This is a genomic window from Paenibacillus xylanivorans (assembly GCF_001280595.1).
In the GTDB taxonomy this organism is placed as follows: Bacteria; Bacillota; Bacilli; order Paenibacillales; family Paenibacillaceae; genus Paenibacillus; species Paenibacillus xylanivorans.
This window is the reverse complement of the sequence record NZ_LITU01000059.1, coordinates 486,320-512,858: the sequence shown is the minus strand read 5'-3', so window position 1 is coordinate 512,858 and position 26,539 is coordinate 486,320. Positions and strand designations below refer to the sequence as shown.

Sequence of the window (26,539 nt, the reverse complement as noted above, 5' to 3'; positions counted from 1 at the left end):
AGGCTTGTTCGTACGGCTGTTCATCGTGATGCGTAGCATTCATTAAACCGCGCGCCAGGAGATGCACGCGATGTGAAGTTGTGCAGTCGCATTTTAGTACAGCTTCCAGCGTGTTCAAGTCAGAGGTTTAGACTGAAGCAGGGAGATTCGTTCCAGATAGCGCTGGTAGAACCATATGCATGTAGCAAGCCAGCATCCGCTTAAAAAGTAACCTCCGACTACATCACTGGGATAATGCACGCCCAGATAGATGCGGCTCATGCCAATGGTAAGGATGAAGGCTGCGCTCACAATGATCATCGCTATTCGTCCGGCTGTTGTGGGTACATGCTTCCAGATCAGGAAGGCCAGTCCGCCGTACAGGCTGAACGCTGCCATGGAGTGTCCGCTGGGGAAGCTGTACCCGGTCGCTTCAATGATCCGGTGAATGGTGGGGCGCGCACGCTGAAACACGAGCTTCAGCAGGGTGTTCAGTATTGCAGAGCCTGCGATGACACAGCCCAAAAAAAGAAGCTCCCGTCGATGTCCTAAAAAGACATACAAAACGATCATCGAAATGAGGGTAATAGCGACGACGGGCAAGCCGCTGCCAATCCAGGTGAACAGCTCCATCCACCGGGTCATGCCAGGGGATTCCATGCCCTGAATCCAGGTTATCAGGATGTCGTCAAATCGGTGAATCTGATTATCGCTGATGGACAGGGCGATGATAGCAAATACAACAAGGCTTAGAGCTGCGGCGAGCAACGGAATGGAAATATTTTTTTTAAAATTTTGCATCAATGGTTATGTTCCTCCAGGATGTCTGTTTTCTTATCGTTTTCTAATTTACCCTTAAAGCTGCTCCCAGAAAAGTGGGCTATGATTAGATGCAGGTTCATTAAATTGGGAAAAGGGGATTAACTTATGTCTTTTATACGATTTGATTACCAGCTTTTTCATTGGATTAATCAGCAGGCGATGCAGCTCTCGTATTTGGATGGCATCATGATATTTTTTGCGAAATATGCCCTTTTTATGTTTCCTGCGGGAATGTTTGTGTACTGGATATCGAAGAGTCAAAAAAAACGCATGATTGTGCTGCAAGCCATATTGGCAGCATGTGCGGGGACTGCCGTCAGCTTTGTTACAGGTCACTTGCTTCACAGAGACCGGCCATTTGTGACCCATTCGGTGATTCAATTAATCAACCATAGCGCTGATGCATCCTTTCCAAGTGATCATGCGACGGTTGCCTTTGCATGTGCCGCTGCATTTTGGCTGGGTCGCGTCAGGTATCGGTGGGGGTGGGTTCTCATCGCCACTTTCATTGCAATTGCTCGCGTATGGTCTGGTGTACACTATCCCTCGGATGTAACTGCCGGCGCGCTCATTGGTGTGGCAAGCGCCTGGGGAATCGGGCGGATTTTCATCCGTATGAAACTTCCAGCCCTGTTCATCCCTCATCAAGCGAGAACACTCCAATCAGAAAACCGCAAATGAGCGGCTGTTCACCCGAAGCGGCGAATCAGCTGTTCCGCCGGAAGTAAGGAGGCCACACTGTAGTGGTAAAAAAGAGGGCTGTTGTGCAGCCCTCCTTATCATGTCCGGTGTTGGTTTCCGACATTCAGGATGCAGATGCGGGAAGCAGGACAGTTACGGTCGTTCCTTCATTTACATGGCTATCGATGAATATCTGCCCGTTGTATCGTTTGACGAGGCGTTCCGCAATGGCGAGTCCCAAGCCGGTCCCCCCTTGTTCGCGACTGCGGGCTTTATCAACACGGTAGAAACGGTCAAAAACATACGGCAAATCCTCTGCTGGAATGCCCATGCCTTTATCGGCAATCTGAATACATACATCGTTGTCACGTCGCATTCCGTGGACCCGAATCTCTTTGGTTATCGGTGAATATTTAACGGCATTATCAACCAAAATCCGCAGGATCTGCTCCAGATGTTGAGGAAGCATCTTCACTTCAATACCGGATAGATACTCCAGATCAATGTCAAAGGCAGTATCCGGGTACAGCTGCACAACGTTGGTGAGCGCATGCTGTACCGTCTGGCGAAGATCGACCGCAGCTTCCACTGCAATGTGCCCAGACTCGGCTTGGCTAAGTAATAACAGTTCATTCACTATCGTTTTTAGCCGTTTAAGCTCCTGGGCGGAAACATCCAGGGATTCATTCAAAATGTCCGGGTCATGCTTGCCCCAACGGTTCAACAGGGAAATATGTCCTTCAATAATGGCTACGGGTGTACGCAACTCGTGCGAGGCATCTTCCACAAACTGCTTTTGTTGCTGAAACGAAAGCTCCAGCTCATCCATCAGTCGGTTGAACATTCGGGCGAGGTTGGTCAACTCATCATGCTGATCCGGCACATCCACCCGTTCATGAAGTCCCTTCTGCTGAATCTTGATCATCGTTGCATTCATGGTCGTAATAGGCTTGACGAACTGGTGTGAAAGGACAATCGCGCCCAGAATGCTTAAACCCACAGCAGCAATCCCCCCGCCAAACATGACCAGCAGCAGTATATCGCTTAGTTTATCCGTATTTTCCAGGTTGGTCACCATTTCAATCGTCCCGCTGAAATTTGTGGTTATGAGTGGTGATCTCATAATGAGCAGGTGATCTTCGTAGTGCCATGCATTGATCAGAATGCGTTTTTGCACCGTTTGCGGCTCGACCCACTGTTCAGGAAGACGGTTGGATACTTCAAGAAGCACAGTTCCTTCCTGATCCAGAATGCGGATCATCTGATTCTCCTGATTGAACTTGGTCATAAAAGAACGGTTGTCTGCAATTTGCGCTGATGACACTTCTTTCTCTTGAAAGTAACTTTCCATCTCAATCATGCTTTTCTCCATATTTTGCTGTTCCTGTTCAATGAGCCATTCGTTAATTACAAAGTATTGAACGATGTTATACACAATAAACAGCGTGCCCAGCAATAGTGAAATCCAGATCGTCAATTTCCAGCGGATAGACCAATGGGAGCGGGGAAGATATGTTCGAATCCAGCGTATCATTTCTGAATCCCGTAACCCAAGCCTCGTATCGTCTGCACAAAGCTGGGAGAGCCCGACACATCGATTTTACTGCGCAAATAACTGATGTAGACATCAACCACGTTAGTATCCACGTCAGCATCGTATCCCCATACCAGATCCAGCAGCATCTCCCGGGTCATGACACGACCCATATTTTGCATGAGGATCACCAGCAGGTCAAATTCGCGCCGGGTTAATTCAACAACCTCTCCGTCTTTCTTGAAAATGCGCGCCTCCAGATCCAGATGCAATCCATGATGAATCAGTACGGAATGTTCGCTGCCGGTGTTGGAACGGCGAAATAAGGATCTCATCCGTGCAAGCAGCTCTTCAATGGCAAAAGGCTTCGGAATATAATCATCGGCTCCGCTGTCGAGTCCCATGACGCGATCCATTACACCATCACGAGCCGTAATCATAATAATGGGTGTTTGTTTGATGTTGCGTATTCTCCTGCACACCTCTACGCCGTTAAGGCCGGGCAGCATTAGATCGAGCAGGATCAGATCCCACTCCTTTTCGAGTGCCAGTTCAAGTCCGTGTCTTCCATCGTAGGCTACACTGACCGTGTAGGCTTCATGCTGCAATTCCAGTTCTATAAAGCGAGCCAGGTTTTTCTCATCTTCAATCAGCAATATGTTTCTCATCAGAATCGGTCCATTCCTTAAATTTGGAAGCAGTCAGATCGAGCTTACAGGTTAAGCTTACCAAGTCCAGTGTACAACATTCAAATTAGAAAAGAATAAAAGAAGTAATGCGGTTTTCTTATCAAATTCTAATGCAGAAGGTCTAGACTGGGCTTAACCCCAGTACGAGAGAGAAGTGATCATAATGAGCCAGCCGAATCGGGTTCAATCCATTGGTTCAAGAACACCCGCCAATAGTGCAAGGACACCCCTCAAAACGCCTAATGACAAGATCAAACCTGAACCAGCCAAGAGCACATCCAAAACTTCAACGAAGAAAAAATCATCCGGGATGGGGTGGCTTGTTGCCCTGATCTGTATTGGCGCTACCGGAGCAGTGGCATTATTCCTGGATCCGTCTGTCAAGGACACCGTATTGCATGCTGTAGAGAATGCAGTCGGAGTTCGTGCCACACCGCCTGCTGTATCTGCCAATCCAGTCAGTCAAGCTCAGACAGCACCATCTGGAGCGTCGTCGCAAGCACAGCAATCCGTTCAGTCACAGGCCACAGCTTCTACAACGTCGACGGTGCCAGCTGTACCTTCAACGGATCATATTGCCGCAGCCAAGGACATTGCCAGGACTTACGCCGATATGCCTCCAAGCAAGGCTGCTGCTGTACTTGTACAATTGACCGATCTGGAGATCGTGTATGCAATGACCGAGATGTCCACAGAACAGAGAGCGCAAATCTGGAGTAAAATGGACCCGGAACGGGTTGGTAGCCTTTCGGTGCAAATGAAGCCTCGCTCCGTGGTTACGGATCGTGAGCTTGCGCTCATTCAGCGTAAAATCAATAAGCAAAACAGCGACATAGCCAGCCAATCAGTCCAGGAACTGGTACATACCTTCTCGAAAATGTCTTCCCCAAGTGCAGCCAAGCTGATTCAAAAATTGTTCCAGACCGATTCCGCCAAAACGATTGATATTCTGAAGAAAATGGATGTGGATACCCGAGCGAGTATTTTAACAGTGATGGCCGGTAATTCGGTTATGATGGATACAGCAAAACAGATTTCTCAGTCTTTTCTGAAATAATGATAAGGACATTGAATCAAAAACCAAGCGATAGATCGAAAAAAATCCCCATAAAAGGGATTTTTTTTAGTGTGTTATAATATTCCATAATTATGAAATGTAAAGAAATTACCCGATGGCATAGCAAGTGATGTTCAATACGGGAAGGGGAAAAAGAAATGAAGTGTGCAGTGATCGTAACGTTAGCTCTGTTGTTCATTACAGCCGGATTTCTGCTGGTACCGGAAGGTCGAGCGTATGCTTGCAGCTGTGTAGAATCGAATGCCCAAGAGAAACTGAAGACGTCCACATCGGTTTTTACAGGTAAAGTGGTGAAAAGGGGTGGGGTGCAAATATTTAGCACTGACCGAGTGAGAGCATATACCTTTGAAGTGGATACCGCATGGAAGGGTGTTTCTTCTAAACGAATGACTGTCCTGGGTAATGATGCCGGTTCGGAATCTTGTGGGATTCAATTGGAGAAGAACCAATCCTATCTGATATTTGCCTACCAGGATGAAGAGGGAAGTAAGTTGCATACGAATCTTTGTAGTGGAAATGTTTCCGTTGAACAAGCCGGAGACGCGTTAAAGCTACTGGGAGCAGGGAAAGTGCTGAGTCAGGATGATTTTGGAGAAACCATTCATGGACGAAGTTGGTCATCTTATCTCATGATATATGGTGGAGTTGTTCTATTGATTGTATTGGTAAGTGGCTGGATCTGGAGAAGAAAGAAGCGCACTTAATGTAGGTCTAATTGAAGGAAAAGTGGTATTTCGGCAACGGAGGAAAAAAAATCAAATCCCCGTGTGGAACGTTGAGGTAAGCTCGCGTTCCATGCGGGGATTTTCTATATTCGGTCGGATACATCGTACCGATTCAATTAGTTTAACTGCAGCATATATTCATACGCCGTGATACCGAATACCCGTTTAAAGTGTCTGTTCAGATGGGTCAGGTCGACAAATCCACATTCAGCAACAGCAGAGTAGATATCTTTATGTGTTTCAATGGACTGTCTGGCACGCTCCACCTTGCAATTCAGAAAAAACTGGTAGGGGGATATGCCGGCCTGGGACTTGAACTCGCGGATAAATTGAAACTTGGACATGTTAAATTCCGCACACAGGTCGTCCAGTTTCAGCACGTCTTCAATACTGCAAAACATCATTTCTTTCGCTTTTCGAACCAGATTGTCCTGAGGCCGCCACAACTTGGTGTCCATTTCCGACTGGGAGAGTAATTGCAACAGGCCCAAGAGCAGTTCACTGCATCTCGCCTCATCCTGTCCGTTTTGAACAGCATCATTCAGCATCAGGATGCTTCGTGCAAGCACAGGGTCATAGACGATGGGGTTATTAAAACGCAATTCCTTTTTCCCAAGAACCTCTTCGACCAAATCCGGCTTCAGATATAGCATGACATAGTCTATGCCGGCTTTGTCATAGGAACTTCCATCGTGGGACTGCTCCCGGTTGAATAACATCACGCCGTTTTTGTGGGAGGCCTGATAATGTCCGTCCAGATGGTATTGCTGAATACCGCGAAGCGTTACTCCTACTGCATATTCCTCGTGGCAATGCTTTTTATAGGTGAAATCCGTAAAGCTGGCGGATAAAGCCAGTATGTCCTGAGATTTCTTATAGTTAAACAATTCCATGCTGCACACACCTCCCGCGCGTTAGATGATTCCCGATACCATAATGGCTGAGTATAACAAAAAAAGAGCCATAAGGATACTCACTGCTTTTTGATGACGATTGAGTAACGTTCTGAAGACGGAGCCAAACACGACCCAACTGGAATAGGCCAGGAAGCCGATGATGGTAATGATGATCACGAACAGAAACGTTGACATGGTGCTATCGTAGTACGGCAGCACATAGCTGGGAATGACAGTGAATGTGAACAGAACCACTTTTGGATTCACAAACTGCATGATTAAACCGTTCAGAAACCCCGTAACTTGCTTCGATGCTGTCTCCGTGGAACCCATTTTATAGACTTGATAAGCCAGATATATCATATAAACACTACCCACGATCTGCATCACATGGAGAATGCCAGGCAATACCTCAGCGAGAAGATGATTGAGAAGAGCAGAAGCAGCAAGTAACAAGCCAAATGCAACGGTGGCACCCCACACATATTCCATCGTTTTCCGGGGACCAACCTGCCCGACGGAAGTGAGAATCACAATATTGCTGGGGCCAGGTGTAAAGGTAACGACAATACAATAGATGAAAAAAGATGTAAGATTCATAGTGCCTCCCCGAGTTGTAGTTACATGATCATACTCCGGGGAGGCATTGGCTTATAGTACATTATTGCAGCAGAATGCACATGAGCGGGAAAAAAATCATAACTTTCCAGCTAATAGAAACGTCATAGAAGTAACTACTCTGATATCGAGGTGATTAAATGAAAGCTGTAAGTAAGTTGCTGTTCCTATGTATGATACCTCTTTTATTGTCTGCCTGCTTACAAAACGCGGAAAGTAAACAGCCGACCAATAATTTGGATCTGAGTCCTCCAGTTGAAATTTCATTCGAAGAAGCGGAAGCTAGGACCCCGTTTGAAATCAAACAACCGTCAGTTCCTTTCCAAGTTATTCAAAAATCAGCAAGGATTTTAGATACCAATGGTAAATTTGAAGCAGTAGAAATCACGTATGTAAATACCGATGGAGGATTGAACCTGATCACTATGATTACAAACTCAAAGGTGGATACGCCTCCGAATGGGAAGAAAGGTCTAAAATTATCTAATGGTTCGCAAACGTGGGACCAAGGAGACGGACATGTAAGTGCCATCTATTGGAGAAACGAGGGTTTAACTTACTCTCTTATTTCAGGAAAAAATAACAATCTTGAACCGTTATACGATTACCAAACATTACTTGAAATTGCAAATACATTAAAATGATTTTGGTAAGCTAAATCTTTACGGTAACGGGGCACGATAGTTTAATTAACTACCTTTTTGCATAAGGCAGTTCTCTTTTAGGGTAAAACAACATTAAGATCAAGACCCAACTTCTCTGTATGCACAGAGGAAGTTGAGTCTTTTTGTTACTGTATTAAAGCACTTGTTCTATGAATAAAGACTGCAAGGCTAATTTACATTAAGGCATCCAGAAAACGGGTTGCGATGCCGAAATAGATAAACAATGACAAAATATCATTCAGCGTAGTGATTAATGGGCCGGAGGCTACCGCAGGGTCTACTTTGAAACGACTGAGCAGAAGCGGAATGCAAGTACCGGTCAGTGTTCCAATGACAAGAGTGAAGAATAGTGATACGCCAATAATCGCTCCAAGCAGCCAGTCACCTTGCCAGAAATAGGCGATGACCGTAATTAGCAAGCCACATACAAGCCCAATCATTGTGCCTACCTTAATTTCCCGGACAATTAGAGCGAGCACTGTGGCCTTGTCCAGCTTGCGCCCAATTAATCCGCGTACAACGACCGCAAGGGATTGTGTACCTGTATTCCCCGTCATACCAGCTATCATGGGCATGAAGAACGCCAGTGCCACAACCTGATTCAGTGTATCCTCGAAAAAATCCACGATGCTGCCCGAGATGAGTCCGATAAATAACAATAAAATCAGCCAAGGTAGGCGACGTCTGACGGCAACCAGCGGTTTGGTATCAAAATCGATGTCTTTACTGCCACCACCCATTTTGGCGATGTCTTCACTGGCTTCGTCCATAATAATATCAATGACATCATCCATTTGAATAACGCCGCATAGTCTGCGATTTTCATCCACGACAGGCAGAGCCATAAACTCATATCGCTGCAACAGCTGCGCGGCTTCTTCTTGGTCCATATCGACTGTTGCATGGATGACACGTCGGGTCATCAGCTCTTCCACTTTGGTCTTGTCATCTGCCTGAGCAAGGGATTGATAGCTCACGACACCCACCAGTTTGCCTTCATCATCGGTGACATACAGGTAACTGGTCGCTGGGATGTGCAGCGATGCCTGCGATTCTCTCAGTGCTTCCTTCGCGGTTTCATGCGATAACAGGGTACGGTAATGATCGGTCATGATTCGTCCCGCCGTCTCCGGTGGATAGTTCAACACGGATCGGATAATCGAAGAGTGATCCAGGTTCATCGTAGATAACAGCTCTTCCCTGCGTTTGGGGGGCAGATCATGCATGAAGCGAATCAGATCACTTTTGTCCATTTGCTGCATGACTTCCAAGGTGCGTTCCGGACCTAGTTGTTCGAATAGATGAACCTGTTCGTGAAGCGTGAGCGCTTCTGCCATGTCGGCGAGAATATCAGGCTTGAATAGAAGTAAAAAGCGTTTCGTCTCTTGTTCAGGGAACTTTTTATATACGAGAGAAAGGTCATAGGGATGCAGTTCTTTGGCCCATTTATAAAATTCGGTCAGGTTTTGGGTTTGCACGAATTGCACAAGGAGCTCCGTAATCTCTTCAACCGAAAAATCTTTTTTTGGATGGGATCGGTTCATATGTAGTCTCCTTTCTAGATGGGTTCAACTCCGTATTCTTAAACGAAAAGGAATGGAAGTTAAACAGCGACCACGGGAAATGGATATTGTAATCTTGCTAAAACATTCGATATGGGCTTACAAATGAATGCTCCCGGGATATACTTGATGTAGAAAACCCGATGAGGAGGAGACATGTGGAAACGGTTGTAAGAACACAATTGTTATCTCTGGTCGAACCGGAATATCAGAAATTCTCGGCTGCGCTCATTCCGAATATCACGAATTTGTTAGGTGTGAGACTGCCTGAAATACGCAAGATGGCGAAACAAATTGTAAAAGAGAACTGGCGCGCCTATCTGCAAACCGCTGATGATGATTATTTTGAAGAAGTCATGCTGCAAGCGATGGTCATCGGTCATGCCCAAGCAGATATTGAAGAATTGCTGCATCATATCGCTTGGTTTGTCCCCAAAATTGATAACTGGTCCGTATGCGACAGCTTCTGCGGGGGATTGAAATATACAAAGGCACATCTGGATCAGGTGTGGCATTTCTTGCAGCCCTATCTGGTATCCAACCAGGAGTATGACATTCGCTTCGGGGTTGTGATGCTGTTGAACTTTTATATGGAAGAAAAATATATCAGCGAAGTTCTTGCCTCATTAGATCGCATTCAACACGATGGTTATTATGTGAAAATGGCAGTGGCATGGGCAATCTCCATCGCTTATGTGAAACAGCCTGAAGCCACGCTGCGTTATTTGCAGGACAATACATTGGACGACTTTACGTATAATAAGGCTCTTCAGAAAATAACAGAGTCCTATCGTGTTGATTCGGAGACGAAGCAGATCATCCGCAGCATGAAACGAAAAGTGAAGAAACCGGTTCGTGTGTAGTATGTGTGGATAACGAGAAAAGAAATCAGATAACCTACGGGGGAAAGGACGATAGACGTATGAGAAAGAGCATCATGTGGACCAAAATGGAACTGGACGGTCGTCCGTGGGTACTGATTGGCACCGAAAAAGGGTTATGCCGGGTCATTATGCCCAATGAAACGCTTGAAGATTGGAGTAGCTGGATTGGCCGAATTGCTCCTGGAGTGGAGCTCGAAGAAAACGAAGCAGCGTTGAAGCAGACAGGCATGATGGATTGGCTGCAATCCTATTTTGCCGGAGACAAAGTGGCCTTCACCGATGAAATCCCGCTCGATCTGATCGGAACGACATTCCAACTACAGATATGGACAGAACTGGGACGTGTTCCTTATGGTGAGACAAGAACCTATGGCGACATTGCTGCTGCGGTGGGAAGACCTTCAGCGGTGCGAGCTGTTGGGGCCGCCAATGGAGCCAACCCCATTCCCGTACTGCTGCCGTGTCACCGCATAATCGGTGCCAACCGCAAGCTGACCGGTTTTCGCGGAGGATTGGAAATGAAGCGAAGACTTCTGGATATCGAGCAAATTGAAGGTGTGACCGATGGCGGGCATGCGCGGTTTCACTTCTAATCATAATATTTTCATATAAAAGAAGCGGTGGACTACAGCTAGTGCTTCGCTCAATTCTAAATATGTACAGGCACTCTCTAGTGCCTGTTTTTGCATTCTCTATTGTTAGAAGTATGGAGGAGAAACGGAAATATTACGGAAGTGGGTCTTTCCCTTCTGGGACATGGCGCTAACGAATCTCCTACACCTTATTGTGAGGAATAACGTGACGTGTAAAAGCTAACGAACCTCAATAGCCTTATTGTAGTAAAAACCTGTAGAATGACGCGCAAAGGCTCACAGAGCAAGGGAATATGGTGTCTACGGTTCGTTACGATGACTGACCCGTGGAATTTCGTCAAATAGAGTGTGCTCGATTCGTTAAAATAATACGATTGTCTGAGAGCTGTTACGGTCACTTGCTCAAACGATCATAAGATGTTCGCATATACGACATTTAGGGTTATGATGGACGTGGATTACTAGGAAGGCGGAGTCACGGCTGTTTATGAAATCAATGATCAGGTGATCGGGATTGCTCAGGCATACCACCAAGGAAAGGGAAATCAAAGCGAAGAAATGAACAATAATAAAAATACAATTTATTTAAAAATGAGTAGTGTTTTACTCGTTGCTACCATAGGTTGTCTACTTGTTGCTGTCTACTTGCGTACCAAAACAAACACGAACATGTATCAATTTTTAACGTGGGACATTTTCTTAGCATGGGTTCCATTTATCATTTCATCAACGATTAGTTATGTATGCAATATGAAACTTACAAAAACGAGTATCGCATTGGTCGGGGTGATGTGTGCAGGCTGGTTGTTCTTTCTACCGAATTCGGCATATCTTTTCACAGAAATCCTGCATGCATTCAGATACTTTGATCCTCAAGGGGAAACTAAATTCTGGGTTAATATTGATTTTTGGTATAGCCTCACCCTGACGTTTGCCGTAGCTATACTGGGTTTACTTCTGTCCATTTGCTCGATACATCAAATCCACAAATTGTTAAATAAACGATTAAACCAATTTAGCAGTATGGTAGTTGTAGGCGTTATTTTACTCCTGAGCAGTCTAGGGGTATACATCGGCAGATTTAATCGGTGGAATAGCTGGGACGTCCTGAAGCAGCCTGGCCTAATTTTGAAGGATATCATGACTGATTTAAGTGCAGGCAACAGCATTCTGGTTGAATTTGTGGCCATGGTATTTGTGATTCAAATTTTTGGATATATTACACTTCGTATACTGATGGGGAAGTCCAATAATATCTAAACGATAATCGTATGGAATACCAACGTTTTATATATTTTTGCTGAATGAAGTCCTATGGTACCATTGACCACAGATAAACCGGTACTCGATGCAGGATAAACCGAGTGCAAAGAGGGAGTGACCATGTTGAAGCAGGAATATTGGTTAACCAACGTAGCATTGGAGCAAAGTTATGTAATGGAAGACGGACAGGTAACTGGAACCCGGACGAGCCTTGCTCATCTGCGGATTGAGGATGGAGTTATTGCAGCCATCGTGGATGGGGATAAGGCATTGACCAGTGACTTGCCGCAGGTTGATGGTAAAGGACTGTTGCTGCTGCCTTCGTTCGAGGAAGCCCATATTCATCTGGACAAAACGTATTACGATGCACCATGGAAAGCGGTGCGACGCATCTCCAGCATTTTCGAACGTATCGAAGAAGAAAAAGTGTTGCTGCCCAAGCTATTACCCGATGCGAAGCGTCAAGCGGAGAGCATTCTGACTTTGATTCAGGGGTATGGGTCTACCCATGTGCGCAGTCATTGCAATATTGAACCGGTCAGCGGGTTGAAACGGCTGGAAGCGACGAAGCAGGCATTGGAGACATGTTCGGGCAAAATATCCTCTGAAATCGTTGCTTTCCCGCAGCATGGACTTCTCCGCTCTAATTCGGTTGAACTCATGCGTCAAGCCATGGCAGAAGGGGCCACTCATGTAGGTGGGCTTGATCCTCACACCGTCGACGAGCATATCGAGAAATCGCTAAACGCAATGGTCGAACTGGCTGTTCAGTATCAGGCAGGTATCGATATTCATTTGCATGATTCGGGAGAACCGGGTAAACAAGCGTTGCTGCAATTGGCTGATCTGACCGAAGAGGCAGGTCTTCAAGGTAAAGTTACTGTAAGTCATGCGTTCTGGTTTGCCCGTGCGGAGCAGCAAGAAACGGAAGACATGGCCAAGCGAATGGCCTCCCTTGGTATGAGCGTTGCTTCGACCGTGCCTATCGGTAAAATGATGATGCCACTTCCGATGCTCCATAAACATGGGGTGAACGTGAAGCTGGCGACAGACAGTTTGACGGATCATTGGTCTCCTTTTGGTAATGGAGATCAACTGGAAAAAGCGGGCCGCTTCGCCGAACTGTACGGGTATAACGATGAACGGTCCTTGTCTCAATCGCTTGCATTTGTCACAAGTGGCATCACCCCACTGGATTCAGAGGGGCAACAGATATGGCCGAAGGTAGGGGACACAGCCAGTTTTGTACTGGTAGAAGCCAGCTGCTCGGCAGAGGCAGTTGCCAGAAGGTCTGCGCGTCAAGCGGTATGGTTTGAAGGAAATCTGGTAAGTGGGTCGGTGTAGAATAGAGCATAATGGAAGGATGGACCACGGGAAACCGTGGTTTTTTTGTTCTGGATCTGTAAGGAAAGAAGCACTAATCAGCAGTTGAGAAAAGAGGAAGGAACTGCTCGCATATACCACTTTTTGGGTTATGATGGACTAGTCATCATTTGAGCGGGAGTTCGAGGACAATGGTGACATCATATTAAGTTACGATTTAAGTTGAGAGGTGGAACATGATGATCAGAGAGGCCGAAGCCAGGGATGTCGAGGTTATTGAAAGGTTATACAAAGAATTATTGCCGAACAACCTGAATACGAAGGTACTGGCAGAGCGGATTGAAAAAGTTGGGAATAATCCCAACAGTTTCTTATTTGTTTACGAAGTCGGTGATCAGGTTATCGGGACGGCGCATTTACATATCTGTATGGATGCCTTGGTGGAAAACAGACCTTTCGGCGTGGTTGAGCGGGTTATCATTACGGAGCATGTGCAAAGCAAGGGATATGGATCTGAACTTATGAAGTATATAGAGAATGTGTGCATACAGAAAAATTGTGTGAAGGTTTTTCTCACCAGCGGTTCATCCAGATACGAGGCACACGGCTTCTACACGAAATTAGGATACGATGGTGAATCCAGCAAGGCTTTTAAGAAATATTTATAAAACGATTTTCAGGTTGATTGTATATTCGTATCCATATTTTAATAAATAGATGGGAGGATATATAGATGAAAGACATGAACTATTATGAAACTTTTATTGCAGTAGCAGAAGATTGTTCTGTTAAAGTGGCAGAGTTCCCTAAAACCAAAAATGGCGCCAAAACTGTTCCTGTTCTACAGTATGAGATGATAACAAACCATCCTTATCAATATACGCAAGAGGATGTTATGTTTGAAGTATTCGCGCAGCGCAATGATATTCCCGTTGAACAAAGATCACTAGAGAGAACCAAGTTTTTCTCTAAAGGACAACCTTGCCTACGCACATCATCCTTAGGCAAGCGTTATGGATGGGGCATTCATCATAATTCACAAGGAAAAGTGGCGATCTACGCTGTTGAATCGGAAGAATATAAAGACTTTTTAAATGATAGTAGTTTAAAACATGTAAAGGCCATGCGTTCGAGCCGTCAATAGCTCTATAATCTAACTATCAATGCTTAGCAGTGATATGGCCATATTGAAGGGATTTCAAGACAACCGTTACAGGCAGGAGGTAAGAGATGCAGGCTTTAACCAAAGAAACAACAGATACATTATTGGCAGCGATGGACACGTACAAAAGAATTGCACAAAAACTGATCGATAAATTGATCTCGGAAACCAGCCAGGCTGAAAAGGAAGAGATTATCGATGGAGCGTACTACTTGCTTTCCGATGAGGAAGTCTTGAACGGTGAAGACCACCTGAGTGGAAAATGGCATTTCGATGTTCATGGAGAGCATTGCATGTTCGAGAATGCAGAAACAGGGCAAACGTTGGAAGTTTCTCTCGGCAGTAAAGATGATGTGGGAAACATGGACCCTTATTTTTTTTATAACTTTTTGAAATCCACTACAAATTATGAACACCTGATTGCGTATTTTGAAAATCCCTTTGGGGATATGTTGGATTTTTTCGAAAGGTTGGCAGCCCAGAATGTGCTTATTCATGTTCATGGGGTTGAATATAGAAAGCTTCTTTAACTTCGTACAGCAGCATCCCGTTCATTCAAATGGGGGATATGTGTTGAAGAGAAGAACGGGATTATTCGTTACTACATAAAGAAAGGCTAACGTTGTACGCGTATGATTATATCCTGGTCATGATTGCCGAACCCGGAACCATAGAGTGTCAATCCACCGACGTTAGATCCCTCCTCGTCAACCGTGAAACGAAGTGTCCAGAACGGTTCCTCCAGTTTGATATCCTCGATCGTCACGTCCGACATCCGCTCTCCATCCATATACGTACCCGAGTCATCAACACGAATCGTCTTTAATAATCCATATTGATTCACATTGCGATGCCACCATGTCGGCGTATATTTGCCACGAGCAGCCCTTCCGAAATCAGCTGGGCTTGTCCAGGTTCCAAGCGAAATACCGTTAAACGTAAATCGGATATCCGAGGGCCAATGATCTCTTAATCCCGGGGCTTCAGAAGCTATTTCCACTGAAATTTCAATGGCGCTGGCAGTCTGATCAGGAAGCATATAGTTAGGCGTTTTGTATTCGACATACCCCCTTCCAAACCAGAGGATGGCAGCGTGGACCCGCTCAGGATCGAGAAAGTAGCGTGGGTCGTCCCAAACACCAATTTCTTTCTCATGCGTCCCAAGACCGCAGGTAGGATGGACTTCAAATGCAGTATAGTGCCCCACTGAAATCGTCTGCTCTCTAATCCTTGCTGTCCGGCTGGCGGATGGTAGTTCGATCTCGATGTTATTTTGTTTGAGGGAACACAATTTGTGCGTGCCTCCATTCAGGCGTATCCTACGGCTATCAATCAGTCCGGCTTGCTCAAGCTTTCGTATGTGCATCGTGACGATGGAGGGGCTAAGTTCTAACGCAGCCGCAATATCCTTCACATTCATTTCGCTATCTGCAATCAAATCCATGATCCTCCATCTAACCTCGCTTGCCAGTGCTTCGTATAACGGTATAAATTTCGCTTCTCCGTTCGCTTTGATCATCCTTAACAATCTCCTAACCAGGTCTATTGAAATCACATATATATTAATTTAATGAAATTAACTTGACCCTTCAACTCTAATGCATTGAAAGTATGATTGCGATAGTGTTTAATTTTTTTATCTGCTTATGAAGTTGGATTCTTAAATATGTGAATTATAGAAAAAGAGGTGGCTCAAATGAAATACAATAATCCGGTCATTAAAGGGTTCTATCCAGATCCGAGCATCTGCAAGGTGGATGACACTTATTATCTGGTGTGCAGTTCCTTTCAGTATTTTCCGGGTGTCCCGCTTTTTGAAAGCAAAGATTTATTGAATTGGACCCAAATCGGTCATTGTTTAACTCGAAAAAGCCAGATTCATCTGGAGACTGTGAGCAGCTCTGGTGGAGTATTTGCCCCTACAATTCGATACAACAACGGGCGATTTTATATGACCACAACCAATGACACTACTCGTCAGAATTTCTACATATGGACTGAGGATATACACGGGGAGTGGTCAGAACCGATTATTGTGGATCAAGGGGGAATCGATCCGGATTTGTATTTTGAAGACGGTAAGGCCTTCTTTATGAGCAACGGGACCGACGATGAAGGGATTGGGGGAATCATTCAGTGTGAAATTGACATTGAAACAGGTAACAAAAAGACCCCAAGCCGTTCAGTATGGCAAGGATCAGGCGGACGCTATCTGGAAAGCCCACATTTGTATAAAATGAATGGATACTATTACCTCATGGCATCTGAAGGCGGAACCGAGTACGGTCATATGGTCACTTATGCGCGGGGAGATTCCCCTTCCGGTCCTTTCGAGCCCTATGCCAAGAATCCTGTTCTGACCAACCGTAATCTGGGCGGTTATGAACTGCAGGGGGTTGGTCATGGCGACCTGATTCAGGACGAGGAAGTGAATTGGTGGATTTTTCATTTGGGATTCCGTCAGATTGGACAATGGCTTACCTATCATCATCTTGGCCGAGAAGTATTCCTTACGCCAGTTACCTTCGACGAGGAGGGCTGGTTTACGGCAGGGCATAAAGGTACCACACTTATGAGTTTTGACACTGATCGTATCTCTGACACAGTCATTCAACAAGAGAAGAAAAGCTATACGTTCGAGAACGCGGATTGGAATCTTGAATGGTGTTATCTTCGTCATCCAAATACAGAAAATTACTTGTTAGAGCAAGGCAAAATAAAGTTAAAAGGAACCGAAGTGACACTGGATGTTCCAGCATCCCCGACATTCATTGGCCTACGTCAAAAAGACTTTGACGCGACCATCTCAGTTGATGTCAGTCTTACGAACGGAGAGGCAGGCATCACCATCTACATGGATGAACAGCACCATTATGACTTGGCCATTCGCAAAGAGCAGAGCGGGTATAAGGTAATTGAGCGTCTGAATATTGGGGATATCAAATCAGTCGAAAATGAAGTGGAGCTGGGAAGTGATCATCATGCCACATTGGTTATACAGGCAAGCCATGAACGCTACAGTTTCCTTATGCATGCAGATGGCAAGGACATCCTATTAGGTACAGCACAGACGAAATACCTTTCCTCAGAAGTTGCCGGGGGATTTACAGGGGTGCTCATTGGTCTATACGCTAGTGGCGAAGGTTCTGTGGCTGAGTTTTCTAAATTTAAGTGTGATTATCTTTGAAAAGGTAAGGGGAGGGACTTTTGTTCCTTCTCTTTTTTGGTATTCCAATTAAATATATAATTAACCTAACTGTTGCTTTTTCGATAGACTTGTACATAGTTATGATGTCAGGAAGAGGTGTATAAACGTGAAAATAAAATATGAAATGCCTGAATCATTAGTAGACATTGTTCGAATAGATAAGGAGCTACGTGAACGAAATGCTGGAACCTTCCAGGATTTTGTAGGCTTTTATATTAGTTTTAATAATGATGAGGATAGATACTACTGTACGCCAGATGATGCAATCATATTTGGTAGAACAGGAGCAAATGGTGACCACTTTGCTTTTTATGCGTTTAACGGATCCTTTACTGATCTGGAAGAAGCTCCTATTATTTTTATTCAGCCTATGGCAGCTGGTAACCAAGTAACTTTAGTGGCCAGAAATCTTAAGGATTTGTTGGCTTTGTTCATTAATCTTAAGGAAATATATGTATTGGAACGATTTCGATTTTATAAGAACAAATTAGATTTTATTAATGATTATAATGATAACTATTTAAATGATATAAGGCTGAGAGAGAATGATAGCAATTTTATCATTAATCTATTGAGGACGAAGATCGAAGGTATAGTAAATATAGATGATGTATACGAATATATTATTGATTTAAACAAACAAATTAAACTTGTTGTAGATAATGATGGTTATTAGTTTCCGGATAATACCTTTATTGCGAATTAAATAATCTAAAAATATAACAAAAGTATACGAGGCCTTGTTGTTAATCATATAGCTGGATTAGACGCATAAGGGAGGACTATATGGAAGATCAATGGAGAATTGCAACGTATGATGCTGCCTGGAGGCAGATGTTCCTCGAAACGGGGATGACATTAAGAGAAGCATTGGGAGAAACGGCAGTGCGGATTGACCATGTCGGATCAACTTCCATCGTCGGAATGGATGCCAAGCCAATCATAGATATACAAATTTCCGTAACTAATTATGATGGTTTGCTTAACTACAAGCATGAAATCGAAGCGGTCGGCTTCGTATTCAGAGAAGAAAATCCGGATAAAACCAAGCGATATTTTCGCGAAATACCCGGAAGCAGGAGAACACATGTACACGTAAGACAAGCAGGGAGTTTCTCTGAGCAGATGAACTTGCTTTTTAGAGATTATTTGAGGGAACATCCAGAGGAGCGATTGAACTATGCGGAAGAGAAGCACAGGCTTATGGCATTATACAAAGACCAGCGACCCAAGTATGTGGAAGGCAAAGGACCGATGGTGTGGAGCATATTAGAGAAGGCTCATATTTGGTCCCAAGAAATCGGATGGCAACCGGCAAAATCTGATGCATAGGAACATTCAATGGATACAAGTAACCTAATTGGAGTGGTGAAATGAACATTGGAAGAAAGCTGCTAACGACCGTTCTAACCATCATTTGTTTTACATTAGCTGCAAGTATAATATCCATGAATGAATCCTATAGCTTTGATTTTTATATTATTGCTTATCTTGTATACGCGGCTCCCTTGATCTTATTTATCGGGCTACCTTTATCCCTATTGCTGGACTATTTGTTGAGCCGAATTCAATTCGTCAATCATGTCTTATATCTAAGTACGAGGATACTGGGCTACGCATGTGCTGGAGTCCTAGGGATGTATATCTATTATTTGCTCATGGGCGCTGGAGAAGAAAATTTAAATTTTAAAGAGTCGATAGTTTTGACCTTATTTGCTGTCCTTGCTGCTATAATATTTGTGTTGATCGATCTGGGATTGGAAAGTTTGTTAAAGGTGCGAAAACGGAAGGCGTAGTTATAACAAAGTGCTGATTTAATATCATTATTCAGGAGGAATATAAGATGCCAACCCACTGTGCACTTCTTGTAATCGATGTTCAGGTAGCCATGTTCGATGAATCAGATCCTGTATATCAGGGGGACTTATTGCTTCAGAGAATACAACATTTAATTTCCAAGGCTCGGCAAAAAGGTCACTCCGTCATCTACATTCAACACAGTGAGGGAGCAGGGAGCCCCCTTGAACGTGGAACGGCAGGTTGGGCGATTCACCCGTCCATTGCGCCGATCACTGGTGACCTTGTTATTGAAAAGCAGACACCGGATTCGTTTCACGAAACAGATCTGAATCTGAAATTACAAGAAAACGAAGTGAAGGATCTTATTCTGACTGGCATGCAGACGGAGATATGCGTGGATACGACTTGCCGCAGAGCAAGTAGCCTTGGCTATGCAGTAACCTTGGTTCGTGATGCTCATAGCACATGGAATTCCAACATTCTTCAAGCTGAGCAGATTATAGAACACCACAATTCGGTTCTCAGCATGTTTGCGAATGTGGTGGGTACCGAAAATGTAATGAATGGATGAGATGAATTGACGTTTAATAAAAGAATATTTAATCTTTCAGCCTGGCTTGCAGTGTTAGCAGTCATTTTCATTCCAGGAAAAGTCTATACGGAGGGGCCTTTACGAACAGAGTATGGTTTTCCATTGCGATTCTTTACTGATTATCACTATAAGAAACCTGATGATACGATCTGGTTCCTTTCCACTGTATATGTGAATGCTCTACTGTATTTATTTAATGTCCTGTTTATTTACGCTGGAATTCATGTTTTACTCTATGTAAAGAAGAGAATGACAACGCTAAAAGAGTAGGGAGCTGCGACGATCGCGGCTCTTTTGTTTTTACCATATCGTGGGTTATCATAGAAAGCACGATTGCCTGCATTACGATTTTGGACCAAATCGGGATTTGATCAGATTAGCGGGATTTACGGAGAGCGTGAACATTCGGACAAAACTTTTGCCAATATGGAACTGATCAAAACACTTAAAACGCATGAGTAGTAAAGGAGAATGGCTGAATGGAATCTTTCTTTCGTTATAACTGGATCGTGCGTGAGCAATGGTTTCAGTGGTGTGAGGATGTACCGCTTGAAGAGCTGCTTAGGCCTCGAACAGGCGGAGTAGGCAATATATTGCAAACGTTTTTTCATATCATTGATGTAGAGTGGAGTTGGCTCCAAGTATTGCAGGGCAAACCGGATGGTATGGAGAATTTTGAAGACTATAAGACACTGGAAGCTGTGAGACAGTTCGAGCGCAAGCTGCGACCCGATGTGGAGACATTTGTTCTATCCTGGGATCCTAGCATGGAAAAGAGACCTTACATCGATCCTGAATTGGATAGCACCGTCGTCAAGGAATCGTGGGGAGAAGTGATGCGTCACGTGATTGCTCATGAGATTCACCATATGGGGCAATTATCGGTATGGTCCAGAGAACTGGACAAGAAGCCTGTGTCTGCCAATTTCATTGGTAAAGGCCTTATTACACCTGACAACTAGAGTGAAAAGGAGACAATATGATTCATTGCAGAGAAGCTAGAATTGGGGATGGCGAGGGGATTAGCCAATTATCCTATCAACTGGGTTACACCAGTACAACAGAAGAGATCATCGAAAGGTTGAATCGACTAAGCTCAATGACCGATCATTATGTTTGCGTAGCTGAGATCGATTCCCTTGTTGTGGGTTGGGGGCACGTACAGGGAAGACATTCTATCGAGAGTGCCCCTTTTGCCGAGATTGGTGGCTTGGTTGTCGATGAGCATCATAGAGGTGCGGGAATCGGTAAAAAGATCATGAGCGAATGTGAGAAATGGGCACGGATGAACGGGTTTAACAAAATCAGGGTGCGATCAAGCGGGATAAGGGAAGATGCGCATCAGTTCTATATTGCCATCGGATATGAAGAGAAGAAGTGGCAGAAGGTTTTTGATAAATCATTATAAAGATTAATGGAGTATCAGATACCGTTATTTCTAAATTCACAAAGAAGGGTCGGGCAAAATGATTATATCTTTGGAAAGTATCCGTTGGGTTGATTTGAATGAAGAGATTCGCTGCCTACTTGGAAAACCATACAAGTTGCTTCCTCTGTCACCGGGGCTGGAGGCAGATGTTGTGAAGATAGAATGCAACGATCACTCTTATGTGTTAAAGATATGGAACAAGGACTCCAAACCCGATATTCGCAGCCAGTATGAACTTTTATCTGAACTAAACCAGAGGGGAATACAAGTCTCCAAACCGTACGGTTGGGGCATGGATGTGGATTCTAATCAGGTTCTCTTAACGAGTTATGACGGGGAGCCTATAGCCAAGTTAAGCAAAACCAAGCTGGAGCATTTGGCTCAAATGTTAATTAAGGTCCATGGCTATGATGTAAATGATGATACGGATAAGACGGATGCAAATTTCATATCACAATATGACTTCGTTGGATATTTCTTTCCCTCCATTGAACTGCATGAGGATATCTATCAGATCCTGACGAGCCTACTTCAACGGACTGAGTTTAGGCAGGATCATTTGATCCACGGTGATTATAACCTGGGAAATATTCTGGAGGAAGATGATCAATATACGATCATCGATTGGACGAATGGGCAGCTCGGTGATCCGAGGTACGATATAGCGTGGTCCATTTTTTTGATGACGATATATGCGGGGGAACGAAACGGTAAGATGTACAGTGCTCTATTCAAGAGTCTGACGGAATACACACCGGACGATACAGAGATTTTTGAAGCGATGGCTTGTTTGCGTTGGATTCTGTTAAAGCGAGTGGCTAATGTACCCATGGGTCCAGATGTGATGCAACGGATTAAAAAGATTATTGGCAATAATTCATATTTAAATCATGAACTGTTGTAGTACTGTCCTAAACCGCCCTTCGATGCATACCTATGGTATAGAGGAGCGTGATAGGTATGGAACAGAAGGTGCAAACTTATTTTGAACTGAAACAGCTGCAAAAAGAAATTGAACAACGATTATCTGTGTTACGAGATGAGATTGTCGGGTATTGTGAGGAGCAGGGCGTCTATGAGACACAAGTTGGCGGATACGCCGTAAAAGCGGTGCTTCAGCACCGCAAGGAATATGATGATCAGAAGCTATACGCTTCCCTTCCCGATCCGGACATCTGGCGACTGCTGTCCAAGGTGGACAGTCATAAGCTGAAAAGCCTCATCAAGCTGAACATACTGACGGAGGAGCAGATCAGTCCAGCTTGTACGGTGAAGCCGGTAACATTATTACAGGTGGACAAGTTGTAACCGGACAATTTCTACGTGCGTGGACGCAAAAACTGGCCTTTTGTGTTCGATCAGCAGCTACAGCCGAAGGATTCGTTCTGGCGCATCATTAAGCAGTATCAATCATAGGGCTACTTGTCATTCACACATATACGCCAACGCTCCCCGAGGAGCTGATTGAATCGGTCACAAGGTGGCCGGTTTTTTTGTTGTATGCAATATGTTGTGCTAATTTCAGCCGTGCGCTTTAAAAACATCTGTGAGCATAAACTTGATTCATTGCCGGAATGAGAAGCAAAAGGATTGCTTTAAACAGTTATGTGAGTGATTTATATGTTATAATTTGTAATTAATTCATGTACCATCTTTGATAAGGAGAGAGAAAATGAAGATTAAGTACTTGGCTATTGTTGTGCTCTTGTTTATTCTCGTAGGATGTTCTGACAGGATCATATCTCTGAATGGGGAAAGCGAACATTGGAAAGTTGTGGTCACCAACAGGTTTCAAACCGGTATGGTTGAATTTACGATCCGATACATCGGTGACGAAAATATGGTGAAAGATGTTGGTTATCAATTTGGCGGTAAAGATCTAGCGGCAAGCGGATTGGAAGAAGATCTAGGTACACCTTTCCGGGATATTAAGCACGCCTCGGGTCCGAAATATCTGGAGAATGAAGACTTTCCCATCCCTGTCCATATTCAATGGAATGAAGATCAGGAAGAGACAGTATATCTTCAAAAATTGTAGACCGATGAGTTGAGGAGATGGACCATGAAGAAAAAAATCATTTCGATCGTTCTTGCCATCTGGGTATTAATGATTGTGATCAGTGTAGTTCTTCTGTTTCTGCCCAGAACGATCCATCTTGTTGGTGTGGGTGTAAAGTATCGGCTGGGGGGAGAAGACAACAGGGAGCCAGAGCAAACGGTTCATATCAAGATGAATGGCAAGCGTTATCTAACGACCTCGGGTGATTACATATTCAGAGGAACTATTGATATTGAAGGTGAGCCTTTCCCTGTACCCGAAGATCAAAAGATGCTCAAAATTCGTTTTCACGAGGGATACGGATTGATGGAATACTTCATTTATGAAAATGGGAAAACGGGTATCTTCCTATACGGAACACTATTCGTAGATCGTGCATTCAGCAAACTCACCATCGCCATTTCGGAGGAGGATTCAAGCGGAGAGCAGAACAGTAAAAGCTGGAGCTCCGAAGATGGGCTCATGCTCTCCATGCCCGCAACGAATCGTTCCGAAGCCATTCAGCTCTCTAATGAACTGATGGAAACCTACTCGGGGGCTTTACATTAAAATGAGAAATCATAAACATAAACAGGCATGCATTTACCTTGAGGGCCTTCTCCCTTCATGTAAACGACATACCTGTTTTTTTATTTATGCTGCAAATCTCTAGTAATCTTGTGTTCAGTTTCCAAGCAAAGCTTGTTCTACTTCATCCAGAACCTGACCATAGGCAATCGGTCCAAATCCAGCTACCCAGACCGTGTTGTCCACCAGGTAAACCTGGTTGCTCTTCACAGCCTTCAGGCCTTTCCAGACTGCATTGTCACGCAGCTTAGTGAGCGCTTGTTGTTATCTGCTTCACTACCGGAGATGATCATGAAAATACGATCCGGATTCAATGCAGGCAACAATTCGAGCGACACATTCTCAATAACTTCATTCATGACGATGCCCGCTTTTGCAAGGTCAGAAGGTAATGGAATGAAAACTTGTGTATTATCTTATCATTCTAGCGAGTAACAGGAATGCTATCAATCATCTTCGATGTTCCCTTCGACATTCTCCCATCCTCTGTAATGATCCAGCATGCGATGATTACTGTTTAATAGCGTTTACATTGAAATTCGAAGTGAAACACCGTAATTAAATGGATTATCCTCCTAAAACGATCGATCTGCCGTTGATTAAGTATGCCAAATGTTGGTCCGATTTTATAAGCTTATTTTGTAGGCCAGAGGCTTCTGGATTATACAAAAATAAGGGATAAAGGAGAGTCTTTGTGAACGCGAACACAATCGCAAAAGAACGCCTCCCCTGGTCAGCTCTGCTCGCTTTGGCCATGGCTGGATTTATATGCATTCTTACAGAAAGCCTGCCGGCGGGGCTGCTGCCGCAGATAGCGCAGGATCTGGAGATCAGGGAAGGTTTGGCTGGACAGCTCGTCACTTTGTATGCGTTGGGATCTCTTCTAGCGGCAATTCCTCTGACGACAGCAACTCGTGGATGGAGACGCAGGCCGCTGCTGCTATCATGCATCTTCGGTTTTCTGATTTTTAACACGATTACGGCTGTATCTTCGGTATATGGTTTGACCCTTGCTGCTCGCTTCATGGCGGGCGTGTCTGCTGGAGTGTTGTGGGGGATGACTGCAGGTTACGCACGCCGGATGGTTTCAGACTCGTTAAAGGGAAAAGCGATGGCTGTCGCTATGGTAGGCACACCGCTCGCGCTTGCATTGGGCGTTCCCTTGGGTACCTTTTTGGGCAATTACGCAGGATGGCGTCTTATTTTTGGAACAGTCTCATTATTGACGGTAGTGCTTGTATTGTGGGTGCTCTGGAAAGTACCTGACTATGAGGGTGAGCCTGCACGTCAGCAGCTTGCGCTTCATCGGATCTTTGTTATACCGGGGATTCGTCCCATATTGTTTGTTGTTCTGACCTGGGTACTGGCCCATAACATTCTGTACACGTATATCTCACCTTATCTCGGCGAGACGATGCTGTCCGAACGGGTGGACCTGGTTCTGATGATCTTTGGAGTGACTTCGGTGATTGGTATATGGATGATTGGGCTGTTGATTGACCGTTACATGAGATTATTGATTCTGGTTAGCCTTGTTCTATTTGCGCTGGCCTCGCTGGCGATGGGGATCTTTATCCATCAACCGATGATGATCATTCTGGGAGTAGTGGCGTGGGGGCTTACATTTGGCGGAGCGGCTACGTTATTACAGACTGCAATTGCGCAGGCGGGAGGCCAAAGTGCCGATATTGCCCAATCCATGCTGGTGACAGCATGGAACCTGGGGATCGGAGGAGGCGGGATCGTCGGAGCCATCCTTCTGGACCAGATGGGGGCTCGTTTCCTGCCGATTTCCCTGATCCTGTTGATCGTTATAGCCTTACTCGTCGCCTGGTCCCCCAGCAAACATGGTTTTCCCAAGACAGGCTAAGAAACGATGACCGATTAATGCATTTACACCGCATTCGTTCCTTCGATGAGATTTTTGGTTGCAATAGGTGAAGACATCGCGATGAGGGTGGTGTAAGTACCGTATTGATCGCATCGGTCTCCGAACGCTTCAAGACCAGCAATCGAATCCGTCATGATTTTCAACAGGTAGTTATGCTCTCCGCTCATGCGATGACATTCGATCACTTCAGGTGACGAACGGCAGAAATCAAGAAAGGCATGACAATCCCGTGTGCGAAAAAGAAGATAGGAAGTACTTGACCTCCCTATTTTCTGCGGGGAAATGATGGTGCGGTACTCCTCAATTACACCGCTTTCTTCCAATCGCTTCACGCGTTCCGTTACGGCGGGTTGAGATAAACCTACCAGCTTGCCCAGTTCCGTCATGGATAGCCTTGCCTGGTTTTGCAAATGAAAGAGGATATTAGTATCGATTTGGTCCATGAGATGGCCCCCTTTTAAATTATAGGAAATGCTTTGTGAATACCTTTATATTCATCGCAGATTAAAGCGGATAACT

General features: G+C 44.7%; 31 protein-coding genes. 22 read left to right on the top strand and 9 right to left on the bottom strand.

All coding sequences use genetic code 11. The features are described from left to right. Positions 1–114: 114 nt before the first annotated feature. A complete protein-coding gene (locus tag AMS66_RS15285) occupies positions 115–780 on the bottom strand; it encodes a phosphatase PAP2 family protein (RefSeq protein ID WP_053781591.1) in 666 nt (221 codons plus the stop codon). A 126-nt stretch (positions 781–906) separates the two neighbouring features. Between AMS66_RS15285 and AMS66_RS15280 the strand changes: the two genes are divergently transcribed. Next, entirely contained in the window at positions 907–1,482 is a 576-nt protein-coding gene (locus tag AMS66_RS15280) for an undecaprenyl-diphosphatase (protein WP_053781590.1), read from the top strand. Positions 1,483–1,606: 124 nt separating this feature from the next. On the opposite strand, the gene AMS66_RS15275 is transcribed toward AMS66_RS15280, so the two are convergent. Beyond that, positions 1,607–3,016: a HAMP domain-containing sensor histidine kinase gene (locus AMS66_RS15275; RefSeq protein ID WP_053781589.1), complete on the bottom strand. Its 1,410-nt coding sequence runs from the start codon at positions 3,014–3,016 to the stop codon at positions 1,607–1,609. Further along, a complete protein-coding gene (locus AMS66_RS15270; protein ID WP_053781588.1) occupies positions 3,013–3,684 on the bottom strand; it encodes a response regulator transcription factor in 672 nt (223 codons plus the stop codon). Before AMS66_RS15270 ends, AMS66_RS15275 begins: the two co-directional genes overlap by 4 nt. Before the next feature lie 184 nt (positions 3,685–3,868). Here AMS66_RS15270 and AMS66_RS15265 point away from each other — a divergent pair, with 184 nt between their 5' ends. Beyond that, positions 3,869–4,762 carry a hypothetical protein gene (locus tag AMS66_RS15265; RefSeq protein ID WP_053781587.1) on the top strand — a complete coding sequence of 298 codons (894 nt, stop codon included), beginning with the start codon at positions 3,869–3,871 and terminating at the stop codon, positions 4,760–4,762. 158 nt (positions 4,763–4,920) lie between these two features. Continuing rightward, positions 4,921–5,487: a hypothetical protein gene (locus AMS66_RS15260; RefSeq protein ID WP_053781586.1), complete on the top strand. Its 567-nt coding sequence runs from the start codon at positions 4,921–4,923 to the stop codon at positions 5,485–5,487. A gap of 137 nt (positions 5,488–5,624) precedes the next feature. On the opposite strand, the gene AMS66_RS15255 is transcribed toward AMS66_RS15260, so the two are convergent. Next, positions 5,625–6,401 carry an AraC family transcriptional regulator gene (locus AMS66_RS15255; RefSeq protein ID WP_053781585.1) on the bottom strand — a complete coding sequence of 259 codons (777 nt, stop codon included), beginning with the start codon at positions 6,399–6,401 and terminating at the stop codon, positions 5,625–5,627. 21 nt (positions 6,402–6,422) lie between these two features. Beyond that, a complete protein-coding gene (locus AMS66_RS15250; protein WP_053781584.1) occupies positions 6,423–7,004 on the bottom strand; it encodes a LysE family translocator in 582 nt (193 codons plus the stop codon). Positions 7,005–7,162: 158 nt separating this feature from the next. Here AMS66_RS15250 and AMS66_RS15245 point away from each other — a divergent pair, with 158 nt between their 5' ends. Beyond that, a complete protein-coding gene (locus AMS66_RS15245) occupies positions 7,163–7,666 on the top strand; it encodes a hypothetical protein (RefSeq protein WP_053781583.1) in 504 nt (167 codons plus the stop codon). 194 nt (positions 7,667–7,860) lie between these two features. Here AMS66_RS15245 and mgtE read toward each other — a convergent pair whose 3' ends face one another. Continuing rightward, complete coding sequence (mgtE, locus tag AMS66_RS15240) at positions 7,861–9,231, bottom strand: magnesium transporter (protein WP_053781582.1); 1,371 nt, start codon at positions 9,229–9,231, stop codon at positions 7,861–7,863. Positions 9,232–9,407: 176 nt separating this feature from the next. Here mgtE and AMS66_RS15235 point away from each other — a divergent pair, with 176 nt between their 5' ends. The 7 genes from AMS66_RS15235 (at position 9,408) to AMS66_RS15205 (ending at position 15,004) form a co-directional block, all read left to right on the top strand. Beyond that, positions 9,408–10,112 (top strand): DNA alkylation repair protein, encoded by a 705-nt coding sequence (locus tag AMS66_RS15235; protein ID WP_053781581.1) that lies wholly within the window; start codon positions 9,408–9,410, stop codon positions 10,110–10,112. A 59-nt stretch (positions 10,113–10,171) separates the two neighbouring features. Beyond that, positions 10,172–10,726 carry a methylated-DNA--[protein]-cysteine S-methyltransferase gene (locus AMS66_RS15230; RefSeq protein ID WP_053781580.1) on the top strand — a complete coding sequence of 185 codons (555 nt, stop codon included), beginning with the start codon at positions 10,172–10,174 and terminating at the stop codon, positions 10,724–10,726. Positions 10,727–11,230: 504 nt separating this feature from the next. Beyond that, positions 11,231–11,986: a DUF1361 domain-containing protein gene (locus AMS66_RS15225; protein WP_053781579.1), complete on the top strand. Its 756-nt coding sequence runs from the start codon at positions 11,231–11,233 to the stop codon at positions 11,984–11,986. 123 nt (positions 11,987–12,109) lie between these two features. Next, positions 12,110–13,333: an amidohydrolase gene (locus tag AMS66_RS15220; protein WP_053781578.1), complete on the top strand. Its 1,224-nt coding sequence runs from the start codon at positions 12,110–12,112 to the stop codon at positions 13,331–13,333. Between the two features lie 215 nt (positions 13,334–13,548). After that, positions 13,549–13,980, top strand: a complete 432-nt coding sequence (locus AMS66_RS15215) for a GNAT family N-acetyltransferase (RefSeq protein ID WP_053781577.1) — start codon at positions 13,549–13,551, stop codon at positions 13,978–13,980. Between the two features lie 65 nt (positions 13,981–14,045). Next, on the top strand, positions 14,046–14,456 hold the full coding sequence (locus tag AMS66_RS15210) for a DUF6157 family protein (RefSeq protein WP_053781576.1): 411 nt from the start codon (positions 14,046–14,048) through the stop codon (positions 14,454–14,456). An 86-nt stretch (positions 14,457–14,542) separates the two neighbouring features. Next, positions 14,543–15,004 (top strand): DUF6896 domain-containing protein, encoded by a 462-nt coding sequence (locus AMS66_RS15205; protein WP_053781575.1) that lies wholly within the window; start codon positions 14,543–14,545, stop codon positions 15,002–15,004. Positions 15,005–15,090: 86 nt separating this feature from the next. Here AMS66_RS15205 and AMS66_RS15200 read toward each other — a convergent pair whose 3' ends face one another. Next, a complete protein-coding gene (locus AMS66_RS15200; RefSeq protein ID WP_053781574.1) occupies positions 15,091–15,993 on the bottom strand; it encodes an ArsR/SmtB family transcription factor in 903 nt (300 codons plus the stop codon). A 177-nt stretch (positions 15,994–16,170) separates the two neighbouring features. Between AMS66_RS15200 and AMS66_RS15195 the strand changes: the two genes are divergently transcribed. From AMS66_RS15195 to AMS66_RS15140, 10 genes are all read left to right on the top strand, one after another. After that, positions 16,171–17,661, top strand: coding sequence for a glycoside hydrolase family 43 protein (locus tag AMS66_RS15195; RefSeq protein WP_053781573.1), 1,491 nt, complete (start codon positions 16,171–16,173; stop codon positions 17,659–17,661). A gap of 127 nt (positions 17,662–17,788) precedes the next feature. Continuing rightward, entirely contained in the window at positions 17,789–18,358 is a 570-nt protein-coding gene (locus AMS66_RS15190; protein ID WP_053781572.1) for a hypothetical protein, read from the top strand. Between the two features lie 110 nt (positions 18,359–18,468). Further along, complete coding sequence (locus tag AMS66_RS15185; protein ID WP_053781571.1) at positions 18,469–19,014, top strand: GrpB family protein; 546 nt, start codon at positions 18,469–18,471, stop codon at positions 19,012–19,014. Between the two features lie 511 nt (positions 19,015–19,525). Next, positions 19,526–20,053, top strand: a complete 528-nt coding sequence (locus AMS66_RS15175; protein ID WP_053781569.1) for a cysteine hydrolase family protein — start codon at positions 19,526–19,528, stop codon at positions 20,051–20,053. A 500-nt stretch (positions 20,054–20,553) separates the two neighbouring features. Then, positions 20,554–21,036, top strand: coding sequence for a DinB family protein (locus AMS66_RS15165; RefSeq protein ID WP_053781567.1), 483 nt, complete (start codon positions 20,554–20,556; stop codon positions 21,034–21,036). 17 nt (positions 21,037–21,053) lie between these two features. After that, positions 21,054–21,482 (top strand): GNAT family N-acetyltransferase, encoded by a 429-nt coding sequence (locus AMS66_RS15160; protein WP_053781566.1) that lies wholly within the window; start codon positions 21,054–21,056, stop codon positions 21,480–21,482. Between the two features lie 58 nt (positions 21,483–21,540). After that, positions 21,541–22,407, top strand: a complete 867-nt coding sequence (locus tag AMS66_RS15155) for an aminoglycoside phosphotransferase family protein (protein ID WP_053781565.1) — start codon at positions 21,541–21,543, stop codon at positions 22,405–22,407. Between the two features lie 56 nt (positions 22,408–22,463). Further along, positions 22,464–22,811: a hypothetical protein gene (locus AMS66_RS15150; RefSeq protein WP_082350713.1), complete on the top strand. Its 348-nt coding sequence runs from the start codon at positions 22,464–22,466 to the stop codon at positions 22,809–22,811. A 364-nt stretch (positions 22,812–23,175) separates the two neighbouring features. Then, positions 23,176–23,541 (top strand): hypothetical protein, encoded by a 366-nt coding sequence (locus AMS66_RS15145; RefSeq protein ID WP_053781564.1) that lies wholly within the window; start codon positions 23,176–23,178, stop codon positions 23,539–23,541. 24 nt (positions 23,542–23,565) lie between these two features. After that, the gene (locus AMS66_RS15140) at positions 23,566–24,111 is read left to right on the top strand and encodes a hypothetical protein (RefSeq protein ID WP_053781563.1); all 546 of its coding nucleotides are present in this window, start codon (positions 23,566–23,568) and stop codon (positions 24,109–24,111) included. A gap of 233 nt (positions 24,112–24,344) precedes the next feature. Here AMS66_RS15140 and AMS66_RS32735 read toward each other — a convergent pair whose 3' ends face one another. Next, complete coding sequence (locus tag AMS66_RS32735) at positions 24,345–24,488, bottom strand: hypothetical protein (protein ID WP_160319691.1); 144 nt, start codon at positions 24,486–24,488, stop codon at positions 24,345–24,347. A 395-nt stretch (positions 24,489–24,883) separates the two neighbouring features. Between AMS66_RS32735 and AMS66_RS15135 the strand changes: the two genes are divergently transcribed. Continuing rightward, complete coding sequence (locus tag AMS66_RS15135) at positions 24,884–25,999, top strand: MFS transporter (RefSeq protein WP_082350724.1); 1,116 nt, start codon at positions 24,884–24,886, stop codon at positions 25,997–25,999. A gap of 23 nt (positions 26,000–26,022) precedes the next feature. Here AMS66_RS15135 and AMS66_RS15130 read toward each other — a convergent pair whose 3' ends face one another. Further along, on the bottom strand, positions 26,023–26,463 hold the full coding sequence (locus AMS66_RS15130) for an Lrp/AsnC family transcriptional regulator (RefSeq protein WP_053781561.1): 441 nt from the start codon (positions 26,461–26,463) through the stop codon (positions 26,023–26,025). Positions 26,464–26,539: the final 76 nt, after the last annotated feature.

What these genes read in the sequence shown, in the direction of transcription:
- AMS66_RS15285 (WP_053781591.1), bottom strand. Translation starts at nt 780, where the DNA reads ATGCAAAATTTTAAAAAAAATATTTCCATTCCGTTGCTCGCCGCAGCT.
- AMS66_RS15280 (WP_053781590.1), top strand. Translation starts at nt 907, where the DNA reads ATGTCTTTTATACGATTTGATTACCAGCTTTTTCATTGGATTAATCAG.
- AMS66_RS15275 (WP_053781589.1), bottom strand. Translation starts at nt 3,016, where the DNA reads ATGATACGCTGGATTCGAACATATCTTCCCCGCTCCCATTGGTCTATC.
- AMS66_RS15270 (WP_053781588.1), bottom strand. Translation starts at nt 3,684, where the DNA reads ATGAGAAACATATTGCTGATTGAAGATGAGAAAAACCTGGCTCGCTTT.
- AMS66_RS15265 (WP_053781587.1), top strand. Translation starts at nt 3,869, where the DNA reads ATGAGCCAGCCGAATCGGGTTCAATCCATTGGTTCAAGAACACCCGCC.
- AMS66_RS15260 (WP_053781586.1), top strand. Translation starts at nt 4,921, where the DNA reads ATGAAGTGTGCAGTGATCGTAACGTTAGCTCTGTTGTTCATTACAGCC.
- AMS66_RS15255 (WP_053781585.1), bottom strand. Translation starts at nt 6,401, where the DNA reads ATGGAATTGTTTAACTATAAGAAATCTCAGGACATACTGGCTTTATCC.
- AMS66_RS15250 (WP_053781584.1), bottom strand. Translation starts at nt 7,004, where the DNA reads ATGAATCTTACATCTTTTTTCATCTATTGTATTGTCGTTACCTTTACA.
- AMS66_RS15245 (WP_053781583.1), top strand. Translation starts at nt 7,163, where the DNA reads ATGAAAGCTGTAAGTAAGTTGCTGTTCCTATGTATGATACCTCTTTTA.
- mgtE (WP_053781582.1), bottom strand. Translation starts at nt 9,231, where the DNA reads ATGAACCGATCCCATCCAAAAAAAGATTTTTCGGTTGAAGAGATTACG.
- AMS66_RS15230 (WP_053781580.1), top strand. Translation starts at nt 10,172, where the DNA reads ATGAGAAAGAGCATCATGTGGACCAAAATGGAACTGGACGGTCGTCCG.
- AMS66_RS15220 (WP_053781578.1), top strand. Translation starts at nt 12,110, where the DNA reads ATGTTGAAGCAGGAATATTGGTTAACCAACGTAGCATTGGAGCAAAGT.
- AMS66_RS15215 (WP_053781577.1), top strand. Translation starts at nt 13,549, where the DNA reads ATGATGATCAGAGAGGCCGAAGCCAGGGATGTCGAGGTTATTGAAAGG.
- AMS66_RS15210 (WP_053781576.1), top strand. Translation starts at nt 14,046, where the DNA reads ATGAAAGACATGAACTATTATGAAACTTTTATTGCAGTAGCAGAAGAT.
- AMS66_RS15205 (WP_053781575.1), top strand. Translation starts at nt 14,543, where the DNA reads ATGCAGGCTTTAACCAAAGAAACAACAGATACATTATTGGCAGCGATG.
- AMS66_RS15200 (WP_053781574.1), bottom strand. Translation starts at nt 15,993, where the DNA reads ATGATCAAAGCGAACGGAGAAGCGAAATTTATACCGTTATACGAAGCA.
- AMS66_RS15195 (WP_053781573.1), top strand. Translation starts at nt 16,171, where the DNA reads ATGAAATACAATAATCCGGTCATTAAAGGGTTCTATCCAGATCCGAGC.
- AMS66_RS15185 (WP_053781571.1), top strand. Translation starts at nt 18,469, where the DNA reads ATGGAAGATCAATGGAGAATTGCAACGTATGATGCTGCCTGGAGGCAG.
- AMS66_RS15175 (WP_053781569.1), top strand. Translation starts at nt 19,526, where the DNA reads ATGCCAACCCACTGTGCACTTCTTGTAATCGATGTTCAGGTAGCCATG.
- AMS66_RS15165 (WP_053781567.1), top strand. Translation starts at nt 20,554, where the DNA reads ATGGAATCTTTCTTTCGTTATAACTGGATCGTGCGTGAGCAATGGTTT.
- AMS66_RS15160 (WP_053781566.1), top strand. Translation starts at nt 21,054, where the DNA reads ATGATTCATTGCAGAGAAGCTAGAATTGGGGATGGCGAGGGGATTAGC.
- AMS66_RS15155 (WP_053781565.1), top strand. Translation starts at nt 21,541, where the DNA reads ATGATTATATCTTTGGAAAGTATCCGTTGGGTTGATTTGAATGAAGAG.
- AMS66_RS15150 (WP_082350713.1), top strand. Translation starts at nt 22,464, where the DNA reads ATGGAACAGAAGGTGCAAACTTATTTTGAACTGAAACAGCTGCAAAAA.
- AMS66_RS15145 (WP_053781564.1), top strand. Translation starts at nt 23,176, where the DNA reads ATGAAGATTAAGTACTTGGCTATTGTTGTGCTCTTGTTTATTCTCGTA.
- AMS66_RS15140 (WP_053781563.1), top strand. Translation starts at nt 23,566, where the DNA reads ATGAAGAAAAAAATCATTTCGATCGTTCTTGCCATCTGGGTATTAATG.
- AMS66_RS32735 (WP_160319691.1), bottom strand. Translation starts at nt 24,488, where the DNA reads ATGAATGAAGTTATTGAGAATGTGTCGCTCGAATTGTTGCCTGCATTG.
- AMS66_RS15135 (WP_082350724.1), top strand. Translation starts at nt 24,884, where the DNA reads ATGGCTGGATTTATATGCATTCTTACAGAAAGCCTGCCGGCGGGGCTG.
- AMS66_RS15130 (WP_053781561.1), bottom strand. Translation starts at nt 26,463, where the DNA reads ATGGACCAAATCGATACTAATATCCTCTTTCATTTGCAAAACCAGGCA.